Annotated in this window: 2 pseudogenes; both read right to left on the reverse strand. The window is 35.7% G+C overall.

What is annotated here, in order from left to right:
* Nucleotides 1–535: 535 nt before the first annotated feature.
* Nucleotides 536–2,198, reverse strand: a pseudogene (locus VB732_RS35800) (IS1634 family transposase).
* 5 nt (nt 2,199–2,203) lie between these two features.
* A pseudogene (locus VB732_RS35805) lies at nt 2,204–2,621 on the reverse strand (IS701 family transposase); the annotation flags it as partial.

Consider the following 2,621-nt stretch of genomic DNA (forward strand, 5'->3'; position numbering starts at 1 on the left):
TTATGATGCAGTTCCTTCTCACACATGTCCTTTCTGCGGATGTGAGAATTTTGATGCACCAAGAGTGCGCCTAGTTCTGACCAAGAATTGGTGGATGGGCTAAATAGTTATGCTACTTTATATGAGGAAATGGGGATTAGCGATCGCGCGTTCTTAAAAGCCGCTGTATTCCGAATGTTGCACACACATTGCCAGCAGGGTGATCAACGACTTATTTCATTGATAATGAGTATTGTGAACCCAGGACTAACGAATTTGCCGCAAACTCCATAAACAAAATCAATTTTGGTGCGATCTCCTACAGCCCTACTTAAATTTATGTACTTTAAATAACTAAATAACTTGGCTATAAGAACTTAGATCCCACTGTTTTAACCTAGTAACTTTTCTGGCGCTTTGCCATACTTCTAAAAAGGGCATGACCCCTGCTCCCTGCTCCCTGCCCCTTTTCCTCTTCAGTGACATAGTAAATTAGAGCTATGAATCAAAACGATGAGCTTCAGGTAAGTCTATATTAAATTAACAAAGATAAGAATTATCTGATTAATTGATAATAGCGGAGACAATCATCTGGTAAAAGATTCAGGATAAAATCCCTGTCTTGAGTCTAATTAGAGACGTGTTTTTCGTTGTTAAATTCAACTAAATGAATACACTGAAAGCATTGAAATATCCAATCGTTTTGTAGGGCGGTCAGTTGCTTTACCTAACTGGTTTTTAATCGTTGATTTAGACTCTGTGAGTGCGGCTCTGATTTGACGTTGAGCCAATGTATAGACCAGCAAACATAAACCCATAATCATTGCTAACGACTCTATTCTCTCGGTGCTTTTGAGGAAAATACTATCGGCAAAAAATAATGGGTCTTTTAGAAAACCAAATCCCCTCTCACAGGACTGCTGGGCTTTATATTCACTTAGGATTAAATCGTCACCTACTTGCTTTGAATCTAAAACATTTGTGGCAAGAATGAAACGCCCTGCACTCAGAATTTCTGTATTAATTTTACTTTCATTTTTGCATACTGTAGCCGAAACTCGGTAAGATATTTCTGTTTGATTATCTTTTTTATTAGATATAATCTCCGTAACTTTACTCTCCTGAATTTGGTGATATTTAAATTGTTTTGATAGTTTTGATAATGCTTTGATAGCATCAGCTTCACAAGCAAATTTATCTTGTGATAACTTTTTCAACTCAAGAAGTGCTTTTGATTCTGCCTTGATAATTTTTTGTGAGAGTTTACTCAGGTCTGATTCTCTTCTATCTTGGCTTTGTACTACCAACCATCTTTGTTCTACTTCTGCATAAGTGACTGTTTTTGAAACAAATCTGTATCCTGGCAAATTACTATTAATAAATTCCGATTCTGGTAATGTTGATATTAATGATTGTGCTGATTTAATACTTAATGGCACTCGATATAACCAGCGTAAATCTGACATTAATTTCAGATTTGATTCTGTATATAAAGCGCAGTCTGCAACTATGAGACTATTAACTTCTATTTGTTTTTGATACTCAACTGCTATTTGACCAAAGCATGATGAGTCGGACTGGTTTCCTGATGCCAATTTCAAAAAGATTGGTATGTCCCCATCTCCTGAACATATTAGTTCTATAATGAATTGTTTTAAATCTGGTCTATGGTCTCTTGAATAACCGTAGGTTATGGTAATTTCTTTAGGTGATTTTACTACTAATTCTTCTGACTCTTGGGTATTGACTGTTTGTTGATCTTCAAATATTACTTCTGGTAATCTGGTATTGTATTGTCCATGTACGTGCATTGATGATGAATCTAAATGTGATGATAACAGGGATAAGTTGAATTTTTTAACGGTATTTAAGGCGGTTTTTAAAAATATTGTATCTAGCCCTTTTATAAATAGTTTATCCATGACTCTCCCCAGTTTATCATCATTTAGATACTCTGGCTTTACTCCCGGTGCTATTAAATGCTCACAGGCTATTGTTTCAAAATATTTGGGAAACATATACAAAGGCTTGGATACAAATCCTAACCCATTCAATATCATGGCTTTAACTACATGACCTGGACTGATTTTTTCTCCTTTCTCTTCACCTATTAATTCATTGATTGTTTCTACTAATCCTATCGCGTCTATAATTCCTGCTACTATCCCTAAATGGTTAGGACTTACGCATTGACAAAAAATATCACCTATGGAATCTATGGATGCTAGATAATAACACCAGCACTAAGATTTGCAAAAATATGCTCACGGATCACAGAAGTAAACAGATTCCTCTGTACCTGATACCAATTGTTAATTATCTTTTCCGAGCGCATAAACTCCAATTTAACAAATGCTTGAAGTGAACAACATATGTGAGTCTTGATTGCACAGGTATCTCTAACCATGAACCGACAAATTCCACATACTTGTTTTATAGCCCGATGAAAGGTTTCAATGCTCCAATGAGTATCATGAATTGTGATAAACTCACTTCGAGTTATGTCTTTGATTTTTTCCTCATTAGGCAGATATAAAATATAGTGCGGAGCCGGAGACGCTCCGCCTCCGGTCTAGAGTCTTCTTTTTTAAAGTCTTTCCTAAACAACTTTATAAATCCAAATTCTTTGAGATGAGTTCTTA

Source organism: Nostoc sp. UHCC 0252 (assembly GCF_034931145.1).
Taxonomy (GTDB): Bacteria; Cyanobacteriota; Cyanobacteriia; order Cyanobacteriales; family Nostocaceae; genus Nostoc.